Here is a 21695-nt window from a genome sequence, read left to right on the forward strand (position 1 = left end):
GTCTTGCCGTGGTCGACGTGACCAATCGTGCCCACGTTCACGTGCGGCTTCGTACGTTCAAACTTGCCTTTTGCCATCTTGCGCTCCTGAGGCGAACCCGTTGAGACGAGTAGAAGAAAAAGAAAGGGTGGTGCCCATGACGCGGATCGAACGCGTGACCTCTCCCTTACCAAGGGAGTGCTCTACCACTGAGCCACATGGGCATCGGCACGGGTTTGACGCCAGGAACTGGCCGGCAAACCGGTGTCGACGCTTGCCGACCAAGCCCGCCGATGGAGCGGGAAACGGGAATCGAACCCGTGTCATTAGCTTGGAAGGCTAAGGTTCTACCATTGAACTACTCCCGCTCTGGGAGCCTTGCCTCGACACAAAGTCTTGGTGGAGGAGGCTGGATTCGAACCAGCGTACGCAATGCGGGCAGATTTACAGTCTGCTGCCTTTAACCACTCGGCCACCCCTCCTGAGGCAAGCCCGCAACTATAGCACAGGCCAAACGGGGCGCAACAGAGGCCGGCACAAGAAGAACAAAAGATCCGGCAGGCGCCGAGCCCGCCGCCGGCCACCACGCTGAGGCAGCGTCCAACCCGGACGCCCCTCCCGAGGCGTCGGCACGCCCGCCACCCAGGCGACCAATTCAGAACCAGCCCCAGCTGCCGCGCCGCCAGACACGCGCCTGCGCGCGCCCAAGTCAAGCCCATCGACCCCCATCGCGTCGCCGAGGCACAACAGTCCCCAGCAGGCTTCGATGCCAATCAGATACCAATTCAGGCCCTTGTAACGACCTTGCCGAGGAGGCGCCTCCCATGAACAGCGGACCACCCCATTACCACTCGGGAAACCCCCCATGAGAAATTGGTAGCAAAGTGGCGTTATCAGTCGTTACAGTGGCATCGCACTGGTTGGATGTCGTCGTTGAGGGCAGCGGCGCCTCCAACCGGACCCAAGGTGGTATGCAACGCCCCGACGCACGGACCGCCGCCCCGATTTCTTTGGCCACAACGAGGAACAGTAAATGAAGGTCAAGCAGACCCCCATCTCGCAGGCGGTGTTCATCGCTCTGCTCGGCGCCAGCGGCGCCGCCATGGCGCAGCAGGCGCCGGCGCCTCAGCAGCTCGACACCGTCACCATCACCGGCATCCGCGCGTCGCAGGAGAAGTCGCTGGCCGTCAAGCGCAATGCCGACGCCCACATCGACGTCATCTCGGCCGAGGACATCGGCAAGATGCCCGACAAAAACGTGGCCGACTCCCTGGCCCGCGTGCCCGGCGTCACCATCCTGAACAGCCCGGCCGGCGGCTCCGGCGGCTTCGACGAGCGCGACCGCGTGGGCCTGCGCGGCACCAACCCCAGCTTGACCCAGACCCTGCTGGACGGCCACGGCATCGCCAACGGCGACTGGTTCGTGCTGGACCAGACCGGCGCCGGCGTGGGCCGCAGCGTCAGCTACTCGCTGCTGCCCTCCGAATTGGTCAGCCGCGTCGAAGTGCGCAAGAGCGCCGAGGCCTCGCTGGTGGAAGGCGGCACGGCCGGCTCGGTGAACATCATCACCCGCAAGCCGCTGGACTTCGCCAAGGCGCTGACCTTCGAAGCCGGCCTCGGCGCCGTCTACGCCAGCCTGCCCAAGAAGACCGATCCGCAGCTGAGCGCGCTGCTGAACTGGCGCGACGACAGCAAGACCTTCGGCGTGCTCGTGCAGGCCTTCTCGGAGAAGCGTCACCTGCGTCGTGACGGCGTTGAGACCCTGGGCTTCATCAACAAGCTCGGCAAGGACAACGCGCCCGACCTCATCAAGGCCCACCCCGATCTCGAAGGCGTCTATGCCCCCGACCTGATCGGCTCGGCCTACTTCACGCAGGAGCGCGAGCGCAAGGGCGGCCTGGTGCGTGCCGAGTTCCGCCCGACCAAGGACGTGGACCTGACCCTGACGGGCTTCTCGTCCAAGATGGACGCGGACAACTACAACCGCAACTACATGATCGCGCCCCGTCCAGGCCTGATCAACAACGCCACGATCTCCGACTACCAGATCGTCACCGACAGCAAGGGCGTGAAGACGCTGTCCAAGGCCACGTTCAACTGGGCCACCGCGTCCAACGCCGGCTACTACGACATGATCTCGCGCCAGGCCTCGGCCGGGAGCAACTTCCTGAGCCTGGACGGCAGCTTCAAGGTCAACGACGCCCTGTCGTTCACCGCCAGCGCCGGCACCTCAAAGGGCAAGGGGCAGACGCTCAGCCAGGACGTGGCCGAGCTCAACATCAAGACCACCAAGGCCTACTACGGCCTGAACGGCAACAGCTCGGCCCCCTCCTTCGGCTTCACCAACCCGTCGTCGGGCCTGGACTGGATCTTCGGCACCGAGCACGTCATCGTGAACGACAAGGAGACCTGGGCCCAGGTGGACGGCGAGTACACCCTCGACGCCGGCGTGCTCAAGAGCCTGAAGTTCGGCGTGCGCTCCGCCGAGCACAAGCGCTACACGGACGCCACGCTGAACCAGGGCCCGGGCTGCGCCTCCGGCACGCCCTACCGCGTCGGTGCCTGGGACTGGAGCAAGCCCAGCTCCTGCGCCGATGCCGCCGGCAACGACGCCCCGCAGAACTCGCCCTTCGCCAGCCTGCCCGCGCTGACCGGCGCCTACCCCGGCAACTTCGGCAGCGGCCTGGGTAGCGGCTTCCCGACCAACATCGGCTACATCCCCGCCGACGTGCTGGCCGCCTACAACGCCAAGTTCACCAACCGCGACCCCATCGCCCGCCGCTCGCCCAACGACGGCGGCGAATACAGCGTGAAGGAAACCTCCACCGCCGGCTACGTCCAGGGCAACCTGGAAGGCGACGGCTGGAGCGGCAACGTGGGCCTGCGCATGGTGCGCACCAAGCAGACCTCGGGCTCCTTCCGCCCCAGCTTCCCGGGCGAAAAGGCCGACGTCAGCTCCGCCTTCGGGGACTTCACCGCGACCAGCAGCTCGCGCAGCTACACCGACCTGCTGCCCAGCGCCAGCATGCGCATCGACATCCGCCGTGACGTCGTCGGCCGCCTGGCCCTGAGCCGCACCGTCACCCGCGCCGACTACACGGCCCTGTCCGCCTTCACGTCGCTGAACACGACGGGCATGTTCCTGGACAACAACGCCGTCGGTGGCGGCACCTCGGGCAACGCAGACCTGAAGCCCATCCGCTCGACCAACTTCGATGCCAACATCGAGTGGTACTTCGCCCCGCGCGCCTTCGCATCCATCGGTGCCTTCCACATGGAGATGGGCAGCTACATCACCAACGGCACCTACAACGGCACCTTCCCGGTGCTGCTGGGCAACACCGCTGGCGGCAGCGCACAACAGCTCGTCAACCGGCAGTTCGTCATCACCGGCCTGACCAACAAAAAGGCCTCGGTCACGGGCCTGGAGTTCGCGTTCGAAATGCCGGTGGCCGCCAACTTCGGCGTCAGCGCGAACTACACGGTCGCCAACGGCCACGACGAAGACGGCCATGTGCTGCGCGGCAACGTGAAGAACACGGTGAACCTCGGTGGCTTCTTCGAGAACGACCAGTTCTCGGCTCGCCTGAACTACAGCTACACCGACGACATCTTCATCGGCACCGACCGCGGCACCGACTACTTCCAGAAGGGCAACGGCGTGCTGTCGGCATCCCTGGGCTACAAGTTCAACGAGAACTTCGCGCTCAGCCTGGATGCGCAGAACCTGAACAACCCGAAGCTGAAGTACTACGCCTCGGAAGTGCAGCCGCGCGCCATCTACCAGAACGGCCGCCAGTTCTACGTGACCGCGCGACTGAAGTTCTAAGAGAACCCGGCACTGCTGGAACCCTCGGGTTTCAGCAGCCGCTGCAGGTCAACACAATCAAAGGGGGAGCGTGGCGAGCACGTTCCCCTTTCTGCATTCGAATCCCCATGAGCGACACCGCCACCCTCATCGACCAGTACATCGCCGCCCGCCCCCTCGGTGGCAGCACCGATGCGCCACCGCCCGTGAAGCACATCTGCGTCGTCGGTGGCGGCTCGGCGGGCTGGATGACAGCGCTGATGCTGGCCACCACGGCCTTCGGTCCGCGGCTGAAGGTGACGGTGCTGGAGAGTCCCCAGGTCGGCATCATCGGCGTGGGCGAAGGCTCCACGCCCTGGCTGCGCCGCTTCTTCGAGATCCTCGGCATCGAGGAGTCCGAATGGATGCCCGCCTGCAACGCCACCTACAAGAGCGGCATCACCTTCGACGGCTGGTCCACCAAGCCGGGCTTCGAGCGCTACTTCCACCCCTTCGTGTCGATGCTGGACAACATGACCATGCATCCCTTCGTGGACAACGTCCACGCTCGGCTCGATGGGGCGGACGTGGAGGCCCACCCGGACCGCTTCTTCCTGTCCGCCGCGCTGGCCCGCCAGGCCAAGGGGCCGCGGGCTAACGCCAATTTCCCCTTCGACGTCTGGTACGGGTATCACTTCGACGCGACGCTGCTCGGGCAATTCCTCGGCCGCAAGGCCGTCCAGCGCGGCGTGACGCATCTGCACCGCCACGTCACCGAGGTCCAGCTGAACGAGCGCGGCGACATCTCCGGCCTGCTGCTCGACGGCGGTGAAGTCCTCGCTGCCGACTTCTTCGTCGACTGCAGCGGTTTCGCCTCGCTGCTCATCGGCAAGGCCCTCGACACCCCCTTCATCGGCTTCGGCGAGAACCTGTTCAACGACGCGGCAGTAGCCCTGCCCACGCCGCTGGACGGCCCCATCGAGTCGCAGACCGTCTCCACCGCGCTGCGCAACGGCTGGGCGTGGAAGATCCCGCTGACCAACCGCTGCGGCAATGGCTATGTCTACAGCAGCGCCCACTGCTCGGCCGACGAAGCCGAGACCGAGCTGCGCCAGCGCCTGGGCCTGCTGGATGCCGACGTGCCCGCCCGCCACCTGAAGATGCGCGTGGGCCGCATGGCCAAGATCTGGAACCGCAACTGTGTGGCCATCGGCTTGTCGCAGGGCTTCATCGAGCCGCTGGAGGCCACGGCTCTGCTGTTCGTGCAGGTCACCGCATCCATGCTGGTGGAAGTGCTGGAGAAAGGCGACCTCGGCGCCCCAGCACAGGCGCAGTTCAACGAGGCCATGAGCCGGCGCTTCGGCAATACCCGCGACTACATCGTGGCCCACTACAAGACCAACTCGCGCACCGACACCGACTACTGGCGCGAGAACGCCGAGAACATGCACCTGTCGGAATCCCTGCAAGGCGTGCTGATGACGTGGATGTCACGCAAGCCGCTGGTCGCGGCGCTGAAGACCGGCCGCTTCGGCGGCGGTTACCCGGCCGTGTCCTGGTACGCCCTGCTGGCCGGCATGGGCATCTTCCCGGACCCGCAGGACCTGCAGGCGCCCACCGAGCAGCAGGCCCGCCACCGCCTGGACGCCGTGGACGACTTCATCGCCCGCAGCGCCACCAACTTCCCCGACCACCGCGAACTGCTGGCAAGCATCCCGCCCGGCCCCGGCGACAAGGCCCTGCAGATCTACACCTGGTGACGTTTGAGCCGGTCGATGAGGTCGTTGCAGACGGCCGCATCGCCCGCCGCGTCGATGTCCCCGAACAGATGCCGCTGGCCTTCGGGAATGTGCGCCAGCGCCTCGCCGCGCGTGCCGAACACGTAGTGCCCGAACAGCGCCCGCCAGCCCTCACGCTCGCCGTCGGGCAGGTGGCGCAGCGCCAGCATGGTCAGGCGCATCGCGGCCAGGTGCAGATCGTCCTGACGGCCGGGCGCGGCCAGCGGCCGCCACCAGTAGTTCATCAGGATGTTGAGGTGCGGCGCCAGCGCCTCGACCTGGTGGAACCACAGCGGCGGGATGTAGATCGCGTCACCCGGCGCCAGTTCGGCCACGACGGCCTGGGCCAGCGCCTCGTCCAGCAGCGGGAAGCGTGAGCGGTCGGCCGCCTGCAGATGGGGCACGACCGACATCGGCGCCGGCGTGGGCGCGTGGTCCGGCGGGCCGAGGTAGAGCAGTGGCGCGCAGGCCGGCGGCAGCAGCGTGAAACGCCGCGTGCCGGCGGCGACGACCGCGATGTTGTGGGAGTCGTCGAAGTGCGCCGGCACGGTTGCGCGGTTGCCGATCCAGATGCGCGGCGGGATGGCCGCATCCAGCAGCGGCAGCGGGTTGGCCTGCTCCAGGCCCGGCAGGGCCTCCGAAACCAGCGCGCTCTGGGCGGCCAGCGCGGGCGGCTCGGGGAAGTGGCTGTAGCGCCAGAGCTGCTCGAACAGCGCGGCATAGGGCCGCTTGTCGCGCATGAAATTGAAACCTTCCAGGCCCGGCGCGTAGCTGAAGGCCCGCGTCGGCTCCGGCTTGGCCAGCACCGCATCCACCGGCTGGCCACCGTCGAAACCCATCAGGTACTGCAGGCAAGGCTCCAGGCCAGCCAGCCCCTGGGCCACCAGCGGCCAGTGCGCCGCCACGCCGCGCATGACGACGGGCTCGTAGCACGCCACCACCTCGCGCTCGAAACGCTCGCGCGTGATGCCGGTGATCTCCTTCATCGGCCGCATGGCTGCCTTTCAGTGCCGCCGCGCGAGCGCGCCGTGCCAGGCCTCGGGGATGTGGGCAGCTGGGTCCTCGCGGCGCTGCACCACGTAATGCTCGAACATCGCCGCCCAGGCCTCGCTCTGGTGGGGCGGAAGCGCATTCAGCACCTGGATGGCCTGCATCAACGCAGCGGCTGGCGCCGGCAGTTCCTGAGCCCCCACGACGGGCCACCAGTAGTTGATCAGCAGGTTGACCTTCTCCAGCGCCTCGACCTGGTGATACCAGAGCGGCGGGATGTAGAGCGCGTCGCCCGGTCCCATCTCGGCCACGCGCGCCGAGGCCAGCGCCTCGCGGTAGCGCGGGTAGCGCTCGAAGTCCGGCGCCTTGGGGTGCACGACCGAGATCGGCGCGCCCGAGGGTGTGTGCTCCAGCGGCCCGATGTAGAGATTGCCCACCTGCTGCGGCGCGAACAGCGTGAAGCGCCGCCGCCCGGCCACGACGCAGGCCAGGTTGTGGGGGTGGTCGTGATGCACCGGCACCGTCAGCGCGTTGCCCAGCCAGAAGTTGGGCACCACGCCGGGCAGCGCGCCCAGCGGGTTCTCGCCCAGGAAGCCGGGGATGACCTCGCTGACCTTGGCGCATTGCGCCGCGATGGACGGCGCGCCGTCCGCGGGCAGATAGGTCGCCAGATGGGCCATGAACTCGGCCAGCGGCATGCGTGCCTTGACGAAGGCGAAGTCGGTCAACGTGTCGTTGTAACCCATCACGCCATGCGCCGCCGCGCGCGTCTTGGTGGCCATCACCTCGACGCCGCGGTCGAAACGGCCCAGGTAGTCGCAGATGCCCAGAGCCCGATCAAGCCCGGCCTGCACGGCCGGCCAGTCCCGCACCAGGCCCTGCAGCAGCACGGGCTCGGCGCGCTGTTCCAGCCGCGCCTTCAGGGCGGGCTCGTCGGCGGCCGACCAGGTCTCGACGGGCGTCACGGCTGCATCGTGTTCATCGCGTCCAGTATCTCGCCGTTGTCCTGGCTCAGCTCCCAGGCGAACACACCGGCCAGACCGGCCTTCTTGGCGAACGCGACCTTGGCGCGCACGGCGCGCGGGTCGTCGTAGCCGACGAACTTGCCCGGGCCGACCACGGCCCAGGACTGCGTCTGCCTGTCGAATCTGGCCTTGAGGCCGAGCATGCCAAGATCCTTGAAGGCGATGGAGCCGTCTTCGCTCGGATAGGGCCTGGCATAGCTGCCGTCCGCCTTCACGCCGTCGAAGCCACGGGCGTACATCGCCACGCCCGCCACCAGCTTGGCCGCCGGCACCCCCGCGGCCTTCAGGTTGACCACCGACGCCTCCAGGCTGCGGTCGTCGCCGGCTCTGGCACTGCGCAGCGGCGTGTGGTTGCCAGCCTTTTTCGTCCAGGGGCCGGCGAAGTCGTAGGTCATCATAAAGACCAGGTCCAGGGACTTGGCCGCCCGGCCCATCGGCATGCGCGCGAGTTGCTCCCTGGTCGTGTTGATGGCCACCGTCAGCACGTAGTGCCGGCCACCGGTTTCGTGGCCCAGCGCGTCCAGGCCCGCGCGCAGGTCCTGCAGCAGCTGCACGAAGTACTCGCCATCGGCCTTGCTGCCAAGCTGCACGCCATTGGACGCACCGTTGTTGCCCGGGTGTTCCCAGTCGATGTCCAGCCCGTCGAAACCCGGGTGGGCGCGCAGCCAGTCGACGGCATGCTTCACGAACGTGGCGCGGCCCTCGGCCGTGGCAGCCAGGTGGAAGAAGGGGTCGGACCCGCCCCAGCCGCCCACCGAGGCCAGCACTTGCACCTTGGGGTCGCGCGCTTTCAAGCGCTGGAAGGCGGCGGAGAAGGTGGCCTGGTCAGCATGCGGCGCGATGCTGAAGGCCGGCTTGTCCTTGCAGGCCTGCGCCTCCTGCGGCCGCTGGCCTTCGCCGCAGATCAGCAGAAAGGCGTAGAGCAGGTGCGTGACGCGGCTCGGCTGCAGCTGCTCGACGACGTCCACGCCACGCTCGGCCAGGATGTAGGTGCCAACGACGGGTTTCGTCTGCGCCTGAGCGATGGAAGCTGCCAGTGCGAGGGCGGCGATCAGGGTCTTCTTCATAGATTGCATTCGCTGGTCAGCCCGGCATCGGGCACGGTGTCGCGGCGCGCCACGCCCTGCTTGCGCAAAGCAGCCGCACGGGCCTGCATGGCGGTGGGGCTCAGCGTGCGGCCTGCCTCGTGCAGCACCCAGTCCACCTCGAAGGCGTAGTCGCGCGGGGCGCCCTCAACAGCGCCGGCCGAGATCCAGTGATTGAAGCTGATCGCCATCGGCTGGCTCGGCACGTTGCGGCCGCGGTGCTCGCCGATCAGCCGGCCGTTGACGTAGTGCCGCGTGCGCGTGGCCTCCACCTGCACGGTCAGCAGCTGCCAGCCGTCGAAACTGCCCTGGGCGATGGACGCCTGGTTGAAGGACTGCCAGGGGTCAATGCGCACCGTGTGCCAGCTGACACCGTAGAGCCGCGTCTCGGGCTCGCCCCAGCCGCCGTGGGGCAGGTATTCGAAATCGACCTCGCTGAAGTCGGGGTCGTAGTCGTGCTTCAGCGGGCCGGCCAGGAAGAAGCTCTGGACGATGGGGTCGCGCGAGCCCGGCGTGTCGCGAAAGCGCACGCGCGCCGTCGTCGTGCCGACGAGGAATTTGCGTGCCGCACAGAGCTGGGCCAGCGTCGTGTTGGCGGGCCGGCCGTCGGTGCTGAGCTTGAGCCTGAGCAAGCCGCCGTCCAGCGCCAGCTGCCCCGGGGCAAAGCGCGAACCGGGCAGCCCGGGATGGCCCGCGCCCTCGCGCAACACCCAGCCACTGTCGCGCAAGGCGTCGAGGCTGGTCTGCGAGAAGTCGTCGAAGAACTCGCCACCTGCCGCCAAGGCCGGCGCCGCGGCCAGCAACAGCAGCGCGGCGAGCCTCACGCCGGCACCGCCTCGGGCGAAGCGGGCTTGCGCGGCATCGGCACCCACAGCAGCAGCAGCAGGGCCGGCAGGCCGCAGGCGATGGTCCAGGCGAAGAAGTGCTGGTAGCCAACGGCCACCTGGATGTCGCCGCTGATGGACTTGGCGAAGATGAAGCCCAGCTGCATGACGCCCGAGCCCAGCGCGTAGTGGGCCGTCTGGAAGCGGCCCGGCGCCACGGCCTGCATGATGTAGAGAATCATGCCGACGAAGCCGAAGCCATAACCGAACATCTCCACGCCCACGGCGGCGGCGATGTGCGCCATGTCCTGCGGCAGCGCGCTGGCGAGGTAGTAGAAGGTGGCGTTGGGCACGCCCATGGCGATGACGAGCAGGGGCATGGCGCGCCTGAGGCTCAGCGCGCTGGTCAGGTAGCCGCCCAGCACCGAACCGACGAGGAAGGCGCCGGTGCCCACCCAGCCGTAGACGTCGGCCACCTGGCTGGTCGTCAGGCCCAGGCCGCCCTTGTCGCGGGCTTCCAGCAGGAACAGCGGGCCGATGGTCTGCACCTGGCCCTCGGCGAGGCGGAACATGACGATGAAGAGCACGGCGCGCCAGATGCCGGGCTTCTTGAAGAAGTCGGCAATGACCTCCTTGAGCATGGCGGCGACACCCGAGGCCGTCAGCTCGCTGTGCTCGGTGCTCAGCGTGCCGGGCAGGAAGCGGGCGTTGTAGGTGGCCAGCACGGCCACCAGGCCGCACAACAGCAGGAAAACACTGGACCAGGCGTTGAACACGCCGACCTGGCCCTCCAGATAGCCGGCCAGCTTCAGGATGACGCCGGTGATGAAGAAGCGCGCGCCGTTGAAGAAGGCGCCCTGCCAGCCGGCATAGGTGGCCTGGCGCTTCTCGTCGAGCGACGCCATGTAAAGGCCGTCGCAGGCGATGTCGTGCGTGGCCGACGCGTAGGCGATCAGGAACAGCACGACGATGGCCGCGCCGAACCAGTGCGGCAGGTGCAGGGCCAGGGCCATCAGTCCGAGGCCCGCGGCGCCGGCGTACTGCATGGCGACGACGATGAGCTTCTTGCTGCGCGCCAGCTCCAGGAAGGGACTCCACAGCGGCTTGAAGGCCCAGGCCAGGCCCAGCACGGCCGTCCAGCGGGCGATCTGGTCGTTGGCCACGCCGAGGTTCTTGAACATCAGGCCGGCAATCAGCATGACGACGAAGAACTGCATGCCCTGCACGAAGTACAGGGTCGGGATCCACCGCATGGGCGTCTTTGGTTCCATCACTGCAGTCCTTGCGGCGCACGGCCGGTGGCTTGGGCCTTGCCTTCGAGCCAGGCTTTCAGCCCGGCCAGCGCGCCCGGCGCGAATCCCCAGCTCAACAGGGTCGGGCCGGCCACGTCCAGGGATTGATAGGGGTTCCACAGCGACAGGTGCAGGTCGGGCCGCCACCCGGCGGCGGCCTGGCCATAGCGGGCGCGGCGCGTGGAGACCAGCACGTTGACGCGGCCATCCTGGGGCACGGTCGCCCAGTCGAGCTGGGCGATGTCGTCCACCATCTGCACCTGAGCGTCGGTGAAGGCGTCGAACAGCCCGACGGCCTGGCGGCCCGTGGGACCGGCCTCGGAGACCATGTCCGTCGGCACGTCGCCCTGCACGATGACGCGGATGGGCGCGTTCAGCGCGGGCGGCCGGGCACCGCGCAGCGCGGTCAGGCCGGCGGCCCATGCCTCGGCCATCAGCTTGTGGTCGGCAGCACGGGCGGCCGCGTCGTCCACAGCCCGGGCCGGGTAGGCAGCGGCCAGCGTGTCCAGGCGGCGGTTGGCCGTCTCGCCCTGCTGGGCCGTGAGCCGGCCGCTGGCGAAGGCCTCGCGCAGCGCGTTGATGGCCACCAACTGCTCGTCCAGCGAGCCCTGAGCCAGCACCATGTCGGCGCCGGCCTCGATGGCCATCACGGCGCTCCTGGCATAGCCGAAGCGCTCGGCCACGGCCTTCATCATCAGCGCGTCGGTGATGACGACGCCGTCATAGCCCCAGTCCCGGCGCAGGATGCCGCCCAGCAGCTCCGGCGACAGCGTGGCCGGGCGGTCGGGGTCGATCTGCGGGTAGACGATGTGCGCCGTCATCATGGCCGGCGCCTGGCTTGCCAGCGCCTTGAAGGGCACCAGCTCCAGCGCGTTCAGCTCGGCGCGGCTCTTGTCGACGGTGGGCAGCGCGTGATGCGAGTCGACGTGCGTGTCCCCATGGCCGGGGAAATGCTTCACGCAGCAGGCCACGCCTTCGGCGAGAGAGCCGCGCATCCACGCGGCCGCCAGGCGGCTGACCTCGACGGGGTCGTTGGAAAAGCTGCGCTCGCCGATGACCGGGTTGGCCGGGTTGTTGTTGACGTCCAGCACCGGCGCGAAGTTCCAGTTGATGCCCAGCGACTTCAAGCCCCGTGCCACGGCCGCGCCCACGGCCTCGGCCCGCGCCGCGTCGCCACTGGCGCCCAGGGCCATGGCCGAGGGCGGCTGGGGCAGGAAGGTCACGCGCACGACGGCGCCGCCCTCCTGGTCGATGCCGACAAGCGCCTCGGGGCCGAGCACCTCGATGAGATCGCTCATCAGCGCGCGCACTTCGGCCTCCGTGCCGATGTTCTTGCGAAACAGGCAGACGGAGCGAATCTTCTGCGCGCGCAGGAAGGCGGCGGTCTCGGCGTCCAGCGAGGTGCCGGGGATGTCGACCATCACCAGGCGGCCAGGGTCAAAGATGCTCATGGTGATCTCAGTGGGTTTTGGTCACTTTGGCCAGGTTGGGCGGCACGTCAGGGTTGAAGCCACGGGCCCGCGCCAGCGCTTCGACCATGGGATAGAAGCTCTGCACCAGCGCAATGGGGTCGAGGTCCTCGTTGCCCGTCGTGGCCAGCGGCAGCTCGGCCCCCGGCGTGCCGAGAGGCGCGGCCAGCAGCACACGGCCACCGCGCGAGCGCATCTCCTCGGCAATCGCCAGCAGGCCGGCCTGGGCCGGGCCGCGCGGCGCGAACACCAGCAACGGATAGCCGTCGCGCACCAGCGCCATGGGGCCGTGCTTGACCTCGGCGCCCGAGAAGGCCTCGGCCTGGATGCCGCAGGTTTCCTTCAGCTTCAGCGCCGCCTCCATCGCGACGGCCAGGCCCGTGCCGCGGCCCAGCACGAAGAGGCGGTCCACCCCTTGCAGCACCGGCAGCGCGGCGCTCCAGTCCAACCGGGCGGCCTGCTCCAGCGCGATGGGCAGCACGTTCAGCGCGGCGCGCAGCGCGTCGTCCTGCTGCCAGGCGGCCACGACACGGGCGCCGGACACCAGCTGGGCGATGTAGCTCTTGGTGGCGGCCACGCTCCTCTCGGGGCCGGCATGCAGCTCGAACACATGCTCGGCCGCGGCCGCTAGCGGCGAGCCGCTGGCGTTGACGAAGGCGACCGTGCGGGCACCGCCTTCACGGAAGAACTTCGTCGGCGCGATCAGGTCGGGGCTTTGGCCCGACTGCGAGAAGGCCAGCGACAGCAGGCCCTGGCAGTGGATGCGGCTCTGGTAGAGCGTGATCAACGACATCGGCAGCGACGTGACCAGCCGGCCCAGGCGTGCCATGACAAGGTAGGCGAGGTAATGGGCGGCGTGGTCGGAGCTGCCGCGCGCGATGGTCAGCACGCTGGTGGGCGGCACCTCCTGCAGGGCCTGGCCCAGGCGGGCGTAACTCAGCGGGTCGGCGGCCAGCTGGCGGGCCACCGCGTCCGGCGCGCTCAGCGCCTCTTCAAGCATCAACGTCGACATCGATCTCTTCGCCTTCCACAAACACACGCCGCAGCGCGAGCCGGGCATCCATCACCACCACATCGGCCCAGGCGCCCGGGGCGAGGCGCCCGCGGTCCGCCAGGCCCAGGTAATCCGCCGCCACGGTCGAAACGCGACGCGACGCCTCCACCAGATCCAGACCCAACACCTGCACGAGATTGCACAGGGCCTGGTCCATCGTCAGCGCGCTGCCGGCCAGCGTGCCGTCGGGCAGGCGCACGCCGCCCAGGCATTTCTGCACCGTGTGCTCGCCCAGGCGGTAGTCACCATCGGGCATGCCGGCGGCGGCGGTGGAGTCGGTGACGCAGAACAGGCCCGGGATGCAGCGCAGTGCCGCGCGGATGGCGCCGGGGTGCACGTGCAGCAGGTCGGGGATGAGCTCGGCGTGGGCCGCATGGGCCAGCGCCGCGCCCACCATGCCGGGCTTGCGGTGGTGCAGGCCGGTCATGGCGTTGAAGAGATGCGTGAAGCCGGTCGCGCCGGCATCCAGCGCGGCGACGCCGTCGTCGTAACCACCGGCGCTGTGGCCGATCTGCACACGGATGCCAGCGTCCCGCAGCGGGCCGATGAGGGCCAGGTGGCCGCTCATCTCGGGTGCGATCGTCAGCACCTTGATGGGCGCGAATTCGTTCAACCGCTGCACTTCGGCCAGCGCGGCCGGGATGGCATGCGCGGGCTGGGCACCGAGGCGGTCGGGGCTGATGTAGGGCCCTTCGAGATGCACGCCGAGCACGCGGGCCTGGCCGGCACCGCGGTCGCGGCAGATCGGAGCGAGGGCCTTGAGCGCGGCCTCGATCTGGCCGACCGGGGCCGTCATCGTCGTCGCGAGAAAGGCCGTCGTGCCATGGCGGGCATGGCGGGAAGCGATGGTGGCGATGGCGTCACCGCCCTCCATCGTGTCGCGCCCGCCGCCGCCGTGGACGTGGGTGTCGACAAAGCCGGGCAGCAGGAGGGGGCGGCCGCCTTCACCGGCGCGCAAGGCGTCGACGGGCAGGCCATGCACGGCCGTGATGCGACCCTGCTCGAAGTCCAGGTGGCCCGAGATCACGCCTTGCGGTGTGACGATGTCGCCCTCAAGCCGCATCAGTCACGCCTCATCTCGGCGACGAAGTCGTAGTAGTCGCTGCGGCAGTAGGAATGCGTCAGCTCCACGGCCTGGCCCGAGGCCAGATAGCCGACCCGTGTGATGAACAGCACCGCCGCCCCTAACGGCACCTCCAGCAGGCCGGCGAGCTTGGCGTCGGCATTCAGCGCACGGATGTGCTGCAACGCGCGCACCGGGGCGCGCTCGCCGAGGTGGGTGTAGAGCGAGGTCTCGACCTTCTGCGGATCAGGCAGCACCGATTGCGGCAGCACCGACACCTCGTAGGCCATGACGACCGAATCCGCCAGGCGCTGGCGCTCCAGCCGCGCCACGCGCTCGCCGCTCTTGAGTTCCAGCGACAGCTGCTCGTCCGGCGCCGCCGGCGTGAAGCCGCGTAGTAGCCAGCGCGAGCTGGGCACGAAGCCGCGCTGGTGCAGCTCCTCCGAGAAGCTGGTCAGGCGCGTCAGCGGCTGCTCGAGCTTGGGCGCGATGTAGTTGCCCGAGCCGCGCTTGCGGATGATGAGCCCCTGCTCCACGAGCCGGTCGATGGCCTTGCGTGCGGTGACGCGCGACAGCTCCAGCTGCTCAGCGAGCACGCGCTCGCTCGGCAGCGCCTCGTCGGCGTGGAAGATGCCGTCGCGGATGGCCGTGGCCAGGCTTTGCGCCAGTTGCATGTACAGCGGCGAGGCCGCGTTGGGATCGGGCTTGAAGTCGAAGACGGCGCTCATGCGATGGTCGTTTCTTGCTGTTGGATCAGCCAGAGTGCGCCGCTGGCGGCGTCGCCCTGGGGTTCGACGCGGCGAGACTGCAAGGCCGGGCTGAGGCGGCTGCCGAGACGCAGCGCGATGCTGCCGGCCAGGGCCAGCGGCAGGGTGGGGTGGACGGCGGCGGCGAGTGCGTCCAGCGCGCTTGCCGCCTGGTCCAGCAGTGCGGCGGCGGCAGCGTCGTCGCTCTCGTGTTCGAAGACGAGGGGCGCGAGGCTGGCATAGCCGCCCTGCCCCGCCCGGGCGCAGAAGCCCAGCAGAGTCTCTCGCGTCGCACCGGCCTGGCGCCAGACGGACTGCACCAGCGGCCCGGCTGCGGCGCGGCTGTCGTAGGCGGCCTGGGCCAGCTTCATGGCCTGCTGGCCCAGCCAGGCGCCGCTGCCTTCGTCGCCGATCTGCCAGCCCCAGCCGCCCACCATGCGGCGGCTGCCGTCGGGCAGCAGGGCCTCGGCGACCGAGCCCGTGCCGGAGATGAGCAGCGCGCCGGGCTGCCCGCCGTGCGCGCCGAGCAAGGCCACGAGGCCGTCTGTAACGAGGGTGTAGCGCGCCACGCCCGGGTCGGCTGCCACGAAGGCCTGGGCCTGCGCGGGCACGCCGGTGCCAGACAGGCCCAGGCCGAGCGCGCAGTCACGCAGGTTCAGCCCCGGCACGCCGGCTGCCGCGATGGCCTCGCCGATGTGCCGCCAGGCCTGCTCGGCCCCCTGCCCCAGCGCGGAGGCGCCGGCCTCGCCGCGGCCGAGGATGCGGCCCTCAGCATCGGCCACAAGGGCACGGGTGCTGGTGCCGCCCCCGTCGATGCCGACCCAGTGGCGCGCGGGCCGGCCGGAGAAGCGAGAAGTCAGCAGGGAGGGATCGAGAACAAGCGGCATGGTCGACAGGAATCAGTCGATACCACTCTAATACCAACGACGAGGTGCGTCAATTGGTTTTAAACTGGTCTACGGCCGCTTCGGCGGGCTCGGGATCTGCCCGATCAGGGTGGGGCCGGCGCTCGGAATCGACAAGAATACCAGTGAGAAACCAACCCGCTCTACCTCAGCCGGATTCGCCCACGTGTTCACTCTTCAACCCGCCGCCAGCGAGGCCCTGGCCGACCTGCTGGGGCGCATCGCCCGCGTCGCCCACCGCCATCCCGCGGCGGCGGACCGCCTGCTGGACCGGCTGAGCGTCAACGCTTTCGCGGCTGGCGACATCGCTGTCGGCGTGGACGCCCTCTACGCCCGCTTCGGACTGCTGGAGCCGCGCGGCCGCGCGCTGGAGCTGCTGCCCGCGCTTGAGCAGGCCGGCGCCCTTGCGGCGGCGGGGCATTTCCCCATCCAGGCCGCGCGCGTCTGCGAGGCACTGGGGCGCATCGCCTACCAGCAGGGCGAGTACCAGCTCGCCAGCGAGCAGTGGAGCCGCGCACTGGACCTGTCCGAAGTCAGCGGCCATCTGCAAACCGGCGTGGCCGCGCGCATCGGCCTGGGCCAGATCCACTACGCACAGGCCGACTGGGCGCGAGGCCTGCGCCAGATGCGCGATGCCGGCGAGCAACTCGCCCAGGCCAGCAAGGACAGCGATGACAGCTACCTCGCCGCCAAGCTGGCGCTGAACATCGGCGTCGGCAGCTTCGAGACGGGCGACCTGCCTGCGGCCGAGCGCCACTTCAGCCACGGCCTGGCCGCGGCGCGGCGCGGTGGCCACCACGTCTTCGAGGCCGAGGCGCACTGGCACCTGGCCCGCGCGGCGCTGGCCCGCCAGCGCATGGACTGGGCCGTGGCCGACTGCCGGCTCGCGCTGGACATCGCCGCCCGCCAGGGCTACCCCTGGCTGGAGGCAGCCGCCAGCCGTACCTGGACGGAGATCGCCCTGGCCCGTGGCGACAACGCCGCCGCCGTGCGCTCCACCCGCCACGGCCTGGCCCTGGCCCAGCGCATCCAGGCCCGCGCCCAGGCCCGCCAGGCGCACCTGCAACTGGCCGAGCTGCTGCAGGCCGAGGGCGACGCGCCGGGCGCGCTGGACCATCTCTGGCAACACCTGGCACTTCAGTCCGAGATCGAGCGGTTGAGCCTGCCGGCACGCGCCACGCTGGCCGCGCCGCCGGCCGAGGAAGGCGGCACGCCGGTCACGCCGGAAGAGCTGCTGCTGCACCTGTGCGGCCAGCGCCAGCGCCTGGCCGCCTCGCCGCCGCCCGAAGCCCTGGCCGAGCTGAAGGCGGCGAGCACGCGCATCCTGAGCCTGGCCCGCGTCATCCGCTGGCCGCTGGGCGGCGACGGTCTGAACGCCGAGCAGCAGCCGCGCTACGTCGACCTGCTGAACCGCCACGGTGCACCGCTGGCCCTGCCGGACGCGGCCCTGCACCCCTGCCATGCCGAGCTCGCCACGCTGGCCGGCGCGGCCCAGGCGCGCATCGAGGTGCCGCTATACGACGGCCCTCGACTGGCCGGCGCGCTGTGGCTGGTGGACGCCAACCCGACACGCGCCTGGACGCGGCAGGAGCTGCTGATTGCGAGCCAGCTGGCGCTGCTCTTTGAAGCCCTGGGCTAGACGCCTCGCATCTGCCCCTCGCGCCGCGGCGCATCGCGCAGCATCTCGCCGATGAGCTGCGTCTCCGGCATCTGCGCCCAGTAGCGCACCGGCATCTCCTTCTTCATCGCCGCCACCTTCACGCGGGCCGGGTTGAAGATGCTGCGGTAGTAGGTCAGCCACAGGGCCTCGCCGGCATCCTCGGGCGGCGCGGCCTCGCGGCACGCGGGCCCGGCGCCGCTCAGTCGCTGGCCATCCCAGTGCAAACAGCCCAGCGGCGTGAGGATGGCCCACGGATGCTGCGCGAAGCGCTTCACGAAGAACGGCGCCGCGGCACGCAGCACATGGTGGCGGGGCTCGAACCAGGCGACGTGGCGGCGCCCGCCCGCGGCCTGCGCGTCGGCCACCTCGCGGAAGCGCACGAAGGCATGCATCTTGTGGATCTCGCGGCTCACCTGCCGGGCCATGGACTGCAGCCGGCGGCGGTCGGTGTCCAGCACATCGGGCCACAGGCCGGGCTCACGCTGCAGGCGGCGTGCGAAGGCCAGCAGGCGGGCGTAGCGGGTGTCGTCGGCATGCATGGCCACGCGACGGCCGAGCTCATCCCAACCTTCGGGGGGAAACCACGGCATTACGGCGGCCTCGGGCGCATCACCGAACAACGCGGGCTGGGCGCCAACCTCGCTCGTCCAGCCCGCATCGCCGCCGGCCAGCAGTGCCGGCAGTTGCGCGGCGAAGCTGTCCCAGTCGGCGGGGTAGCGCAGCGGCAGGTCCATCAGAACAGGACCGCCTGCTGCGGTGCCGGCGCCGGGCGGGCCAGGGCCTGCACGTCGACGGCGCGGGGGCGGTGGTCCACGGCGATGACGAAAGGCAGCGCCTTCTTCGCCGCCGGGCCCAGGGCCAGCAGATCGGCTCGGCGCAGGCGGCGGTGCTGGCGCGCGGCCAGCAACTTGTCGACCGAACCCATGCCGAGGCCCGGCACGCGCAGCAGCGCTTCGCGCGGCGCGCGGTCCACATCGAGCGGAAAGTGGCCGGGGTGGGCGAGCGCCCAGGCGAGCTTGGGGTCGTGCTGCAGCGACAGGAAGCCGGCTTCGGTGACGATCTCGTCGGCGCCGAAGCCGTAGAAGCGCATCAGCCAGTCGGCCTGGTAGAGCCGGTGCTCGCGCAGCAGCGGCGCGGCCTGCGGCGGCAGCGCGGCGCTGGCGTGCGGGATGGGGCTGTAGGCCGAGTAGTAGACGCGGCGCAGGCCCTGGCCGCGGTAGAGCCGGTGAGAGAGCTGCAGCACGGCACGGTCGTCGGACGCATCGGCGCCGACGATGAGCTGGGTGCTCTGCCCGGCCGGCGCAAAGCTGGGCGGCCGCGCAGCGCGCGCCGCAGCACCGGGCAGCGCACGCACGGCCTCGGCCTCACGCCGGGCTTCGCGCGCCGCCTGCAGCCGCAGATGGATGCGCGACATGGTGCGCTCGATGCCGCCCGCGTCCTTCTCGGGCGCGAGCTGCTTCAGGCTGGCTGCGCTGGGCAGCTCCACGTTGATGGAGAGCCGGTCGGCGTAGCGGCCGGCACGCTCCACCAGCTCGGGCGACGCGTCGGGGATGGTCTTGAGGTGGATGTAACCCTTGAAGAGCTCCACCTCGCGCAGCCGGCGCGCCACCTCGATGACCTGCTCCATCGTGTAGTCGGGCGTGCGGATGATGCCGCTGGACAGGAACAGCCCCTCGATGACATTGCGCCGGTAGAACGACAGCGTGAGCTGCACCACCTCGTCGATGGCGAAGCGGGCGCGGCGCACGTCGCTGCTCTTGCGGTTGATGCAGTAGAGGCAGTCGTACACGCACCAGTTGGTGAGCAGCACCTTCAGCAGCGACACGCAGCGGCCGTCCGGCGTGTAGGCGTGGCAGATGCCGTTGCTGGTGGAGCCCAGGCTCTTGCCGTCGCGCGAGTCGCGCTTCTCGGTGCCACTGCTGGCGCACGAGGCGTCGTACTTGGCGGCGTCGGCCAGGATGGCGAGCTTGTCCTGAACTTCCATGGCGATACTGTATATAAATACATATTCCCTGCGGCATTCATCCCCGCGTCATGCAAGGTTTCATCGCCGCTTCACGGCTGGCCGCCACAGTGCGGCGCCAGTGCATACCGCCGCGAACGACCTCCCCCCCAGCGCTGCCGCCTGCTCCCGGCAGGCCCCTTTGCCCCGCGGCTTCGGCATCGTCATCGGGGCGCAGTTCGCCTCGGCGCTGGCCGACAACGCGCTGCTCATCGTGGCCATCGCGCTGCTCGCGCAGCAGGGGTTCGCGGTGTGGTGGGCGCCGCTGCTGAAGGTGGGCTTCATGGCCGCCTACGTGGTGCTGGCGCCCTGGGTGGGGCCGCTGGCCGATGCCTTCGCCAAGGGCCGCGTGATGGCGGCGATGAACGTCGTGAAGATGGCGGGGCTGGCATTGCTGGCCCTGGGCTTGCACCCCGTGGCGGCACTGGCCGTGGTGGGCCTGGGGGCGGCGGCCTACGCGCCGGCCAAGTACGGCCTCATCACCGAGCTGGCCGCGCCCGAGGCACTGGTGAAGGCCAACGGCTGGATCGAGATCAGCGTGGTGTCGGCCGCGCTGCTGGGCGCCGTGCTGGGCGGCGCTCTGGTGAGCCCGCTGTGGCTGGGGTCGGGGTTGGCGGACTGGTGCGACGGACTCGATCTGCCGGCCGACAAGCTGACCGGCTCGCTGGCCGCGCTGCTGGTGATCTATGCGGTGAGCAGCGCGCTGAATGCCGGCATCCCCGACAGCGGCCAGCGCCAGCGCAGCGAAGCGCATGACCCGAAGACGCTGCTGCGCGAATTCCGCGCCGCCAACGGCCGGCTGTGGCGCGACGCCGAGGGCGGCCTGTCGCTCGCGGCGACGACGCTGTTCTGGGGCGTGGGTGCCACGCTGCAATTCGCCGTGCTGCGCTGGGCCGGCGAGGCGCTGCACCTGCCGCTGAGCCAGGCGGCGTACCTGCAGGCGGCGGTGGCCGTCGGGGTCATAGGCGGCGCGGCAGCCGCGGGGCGCTGGCTGGCACTGCACCAGGCAAGGCACGGGCTGTGGGCTGGGGTGGTGCTGGGGCTGCTGATGCCGGTGGTGGCCCAGATCGACCAGGTGGCCACTGCGGCGCTGACGCTGGCGTTGGTAGGCGCCGTGGGCGGTGCCATGGTGGTGCCGCTGAATGCGTTGCTGCAGCACCGCGGCGCCGTGCTGCTGAGCGCAGGGCGCTCCGTTGCCGTGCAGGGCTTCAACGAGAACCTGAGCGTGCTGGTGATGCTGGCCGGCTATGCCGGCTGCGAGGCAGCGGGGGTGCCGATTGGCGTGACGCTCAGCGGGCTGGGAGTGATGGTGGCGGGGGCGATTGCGGGGTTGATCTGGGTCGACGCTGCGCGGCGGAAAAGTTCACCTGCGCGTGCATGACTACGCGCCGCTTTTGGAGATGTTTTATTGGCATAGTCATTCCAGGACAAGCACTTGCCAACGCGCCGTCGTGGTTAAGCGGCAAGACATGCTGGATAAACCAATAGTTAGGCCACATGCCGGAACTAGCCGCCAAGGTCGCTGAGTACGAGCCATCTTGGCAGAGCGCGCTGGTTTCCATGTGGCGCGAGAGCTTTGAGTTCGGCGTCGGCATCACTGATCCGCATCCCCTGGCCGATCGGGCCCGCTACTTCGAGACCGAGGTGCTTCCAAAGAACACTGTTCGTCTGGCGTTCTGCTCACAGCAGTTGGTCGGCTTTGTGGCAGCTTCTGGCGAGTCAGTTGCTCAGCTCCACGTCCGCGTGGGCTTTCATCGGCAAGGCATCGGCAGTCTGTTGCTCGGCTGGGCAAAGAGCCAGTCCGTTGGCAGCTTGTGGCTCTACACCTTTGCGCGCAATACAGTCGCCCAGGCCTTCTACGAGCACCACGGCTTTCGCATCGCTGCCCGTGGGTTCGAGCCCACCTTGCAGCTCGAAGACATCAGGTACGAGTGGTCGCGAGAGAATGTGGCCTAACCAGTCTACAGGGACTTCCCAGTTGATCAAGCAGGTTGATTCGGACCGTTTTCAATAGGCGCCTTTGCTGTTTTCCTCAA

Annotated in this window: 17 protein-coding genes, 3 tRNA genes and 1 pseudogene; 5 read left to right on the top strand and 16 right to left on the bottom strand. The window is 69.4% G+C overall.

Going from position 1 to position 21695, the window contains the following annotated elements; translation table 11 throughout:
* From AC07VX_RS26270 to AC07VX_RS26285, 4 genes and pseudogenes are all read right to left on the bottom strand, one after another.
* Positions 1-77: pseudogene (locus AC07VX_RS26270) on the bottom strand (GTP-binding protein); the annotation flags it as partial.
* Between the two features lie 51 nt (positions 78-128).
* Positions 129-203: transfer RNA gene (locus AC07VX_RS26275), tRNA-Thr, on the bottom strand.
* A 70-nt stretch (positions 204-273) separates the two neighbouring features.
* Positions 274-347 (bottom strand) — tRNA-Gly (locus tag AC07VX_RS26280).
* A 29-nt stretch (positions 348-376) separates the two neighbouring features.
* A tRNA-Tyr gene (locus AC07VX_RS26285) sits at positions 377-461 on the bottom strand.
* A gap of 551 nt (positions 462-1012) precedes the next feature.
* Here AC07VX_RS26285 and AC07VX_RS26290 point away from each other — a divergent pair.
* Both AC07VX_RS26290 and AC07VX_RS26295 read left to right on the top strand, forming a co-directional pair.
* The gene (locus tag AC07VX_RS26290) at positions 1013-3808 is read left to right on the top strand and encodes a TonB-dependent receptor (protein WP_493167781.1); all 2796 of its coding nucleotides are present in this window, start codon (positions 1013-1015) and stop codon (positions 3806-3808) included.
* Between the two features lie 107 nt (positions 3809-3915).
* Entirely contained in the window at positions 3916-5526 is a 1611-nt protein-coding gene (locus AC07VX_RS26295; RefSeq protein ID WP_493167780.1) for a tryptophan halogenase family protein, read from the top strand.
* Here AC07VX_RS26295 and AC07VX_RS26300 read toward each other — a convergent pair.
* The 10 genes from AC07VX_RS26300 to AC07VX_RS26345 are packed head-to-tail and all read right to left on the bottom strand — an operon-like array spanning position 5514 to position 15979.
* Positions 5514-6530 (bottom strand): cupin-like domain-containing protein, encoded by a 1017-nt coding sequence (locus tag AC07VX_RS26300; RefSeq protein ID WP_493167779.1) that lies wholly within the window; start codon positions 6528-6530, stop codon positions 5514-5516. The two genes, AC07VX_RS26295 and AC07VX_RS26300, sit on opposite strands and share 13 nt — an antisense overlap.
* A gap of 18 nt (positions 6531-6548) precedes the next feature.
* Positions 6549-7499, bottom strand: coding sequence for a cupin-like domain-containing protein (locus AC07VX_RS26305; protein ID WP_493167778.1), 951 nt, complete (start codon positions 7497-7499; stop codon positions 6549-6551).
* Entirely contained in the window at positions 7496-8626 is a 1131-nt protein-coding gene (locus AC07VX_RS26310; protein ID WP_493167777.1) for a glycoside hydrolase family 18 protein, read from the bottom strand. Before AC07VX_RS26310 ends, AC07VX_RS26305 begins: the two co-directional genes overlap by 4 nt.
* Positions 8623-9468, bottom strand: coding sequence for a glycoside hydrolase family 16 protein (locus AC07VX_RS26315; RefSeq protein ID WP_493167776.1), 846 nt, complete (start codon positions 9466-9468; stop codon positions 8623-8625). Before AC07VX_RS26315 ends, AC07VX_RS26310 begins: the two co-directional genes overlap by 4 nt.
* The gene (locus AC07VX_RS26320) at positions 9465-10739 is read right to left on the bottom strand and encodes an MFS transporter (RefSeq protein ID WP_493167775.1); all 1275 of its coding nucleotides are present in this window, start codon (positions 10737-10739) and stop codon (positions 9465-9467) included. Before AC07VX_RS26320 ends, AC07VX_RS26315 begins: the two co-directional genes overlap by 4 nt.
* The gene (gene nagZ, locus AC07VX_RS26325) at positions 10739-12211 is read right to left on the bottom strand and encodes a beta-N-acetylhexosaminidase (RefSeq protein ID WP_493167774.1); all 1473 of its coding nucleotides are present in this window, start codon (positions 12209-12211) and stop codon (positions 10739-10741) included. Before nagZ ends, AC07VX_RS26320 begins: the two co-directional genes overlap by 1 nt.
* A 7-nt stretch (positions 12212-12218) precedes the next feature.
* Positions 12219-13241 carry an SIS domain-containing protein gene (locus AC07VX_RS26330; protein WP_493167773.1) on the bottom strand — a complete coding sequence of 341 codons (1023 nt, stop codon included), beginning with the start codon at positions 13239-13241 and terminating at the stop codon, positions 12219-12221.
* Entirely contained in the window at positions 13222-14346 is a 1125-nt protein-coding gene (nagA, locus tag AC07VX_RS26335) for an N-acetylglucosamine-6-phosphate deacetylase (protein WP_493167772.1), read from the bottom strand. Before nagA ends, AC07VX_RS26330 begins: the two co-directional genes overlap by 20 nt.
* A complete protein-coding gene (locus tag AC07VX_RS26340; protein ID WP_493167771.1) occupies positions 14346-15074 on the bottom strand; it encodes a GntR family transcriptional regulator in 729 nt (242 codons plus the stop codon). The genes nagA and AC07VX_RS26340 overlap by 1 nt, the downstream gene beginning before the upstream one ends.
* Complete coding sequence (locus AC07VX_RS26345; RefSeq protein WP_493167770.1) at positions 15071-15979, bottom strand: glucosamine kinase nucleotide-binding domain-containing protein; 909 nt, start codon at positions 15977-15979, stop codon at positions 15071-15073. Before AC07VX_RS26345 ends, AC07VX_RS26340 begins: the two co-directional genes overlap by 4 nt.
* Positions 15980-16163: 184 nt before the next feature.
* Here AC07VX_RS26345 and AC07VX_RS26350 point away from each other — a divergent pair, with 184 nt between their 5' ends.
* Complete coding sequence (locus AC07VX_RS26350; RefSeq protein ID WP_493167769.1) at positions 16164-17636, top strand: hypothetical protein; 1473 nt, start codon at positions 16164-16166, stop codon at positions 17634-17636.
* Here AC07VX_RS26350 and AC07VX_RS26355 read toward each other — a convergent pair.
* Together AC07VX_RS26355 and AC07VX_RS26360 are read right to left on the bottom strand one after the other, a co-directional pair.
* A complete protein-coding gene (locus AC07VX_RS26355) occupies positions 17633-18391 on the bottom strand; it encodes a TIGR03915 family putative DNA repair protein (RefSeq protein WP_493167768.1) in 759 nt (252 codons plus the stop codon). The two genes, AC07VX_RS26350 and AC07VX_RS26355, sit on opposite strands and share 4 nt — an antisense overlap.
* On the bottom strand, positions 18391-19641 hold the full coding sequence (locus AC07VX_RS26360; RefSeq protein WP_493167767.1) for a putative DNA modification/repair radical SAM protein: 1251 nt from the start codon (positions 19639-19641) through the stop codon (positions 18391-18393). Before AC07VX_RS26360 ends, AC07VX_RS26355 begins: the two co-directional genes overlap by 1 nt.
* A gap of 160 nt (positions 19642-19801) precedes the next feature.
* Here AC07VX_RS26360 and lplT point away from each other — a divergent pair, with 160 nt between their 5' ends.
* Both lplT and AC07VX_RS26370 read left to right on the top strand, forming a co-directional pair.
* Entirely contained in the window at positions 19802-21040 is a 1239-nt protein-coding gene (lplT, locus tag AC07VX_RS26365) for a lysophospholipid transporter LplT (RefSeq protein ID WP_493167766.1), read from the top strand.
* A 116-nt stretch (positions 21041-21156) separates the two neighbouring features.
* Entirely contained in the window at positions 21157-21615 is a 459-nt protein-coding gene (locus AC07VX_RS26370; RefSeq protein WP_493167765.1) for a GNAT family N-acetyltransferase, read from the top strand.
* Positions 21616-21695: the final 80 nt, after the last annotated feature.

It is taken from the genome of Roseateles sp. GW821-FHT03B02 (genome assembly GCF_059421025.1).